General features: G+C 68.2%; 1 protein-coding gene. It reads left to right on the plus strand.

Translation table 11 applies throughout. The features are described from left to right. Positions 1 to 409, plus strand: a 409-nt coding sequence (locus tag I6F37_RS42525; protein ID WP_225154754.1) for an acyl-CoA dehydrogenase family protein, incomplete at both ends; no start/stop codon positions are given.

The raw sequence follows: 409 nt of genomic DNA on the forward strand, positions 1-409 counted from the left end.
GTGGAGAACCTGGTCGGCGCCGAGGGTGCGGCGTTCAGCCAGACGATGCGCCAGCTCGAGCACGAGCGGGGCGGGATCGATCGGCTGGTGTCGAACCACGCCCTGTACCGATCGGCGCTCGAGCGTGCCGATCGCAGCGATCCGGTGGTGCGTCAGCGCATCGCTGCGCTGGAGACCGCCTACCAGGTCGGGCGGATCCTCGTGATACGCGAGGTCTTGCGCCAGGCGCCGAACGGCTTTTCGGCGGCGACCAAGTGCTTCTGCACCGAGCACGAATGGCGAGTGGCCCAGTTCGTGGCCTCGGCGTTCGGTCCGGAGGCCATGCTCTGGAGCGATCTCACCCGGGGCCTCACCTACGCGCCCGGCTACACGATCATGGGCGGGACCTCCAACGTCATGCGCAACGTGT

The organism is Bradyrhizobium sp. NBAIM08 (assembly GCF_020193935.1).
Lineage (GTDB): Bacteria > Pseudomonadota > Alphaproteobacteria > Rhizobiales > Xanthobacteraceae > Bradyrhizobium > Bradyrhizobium yuanmingense.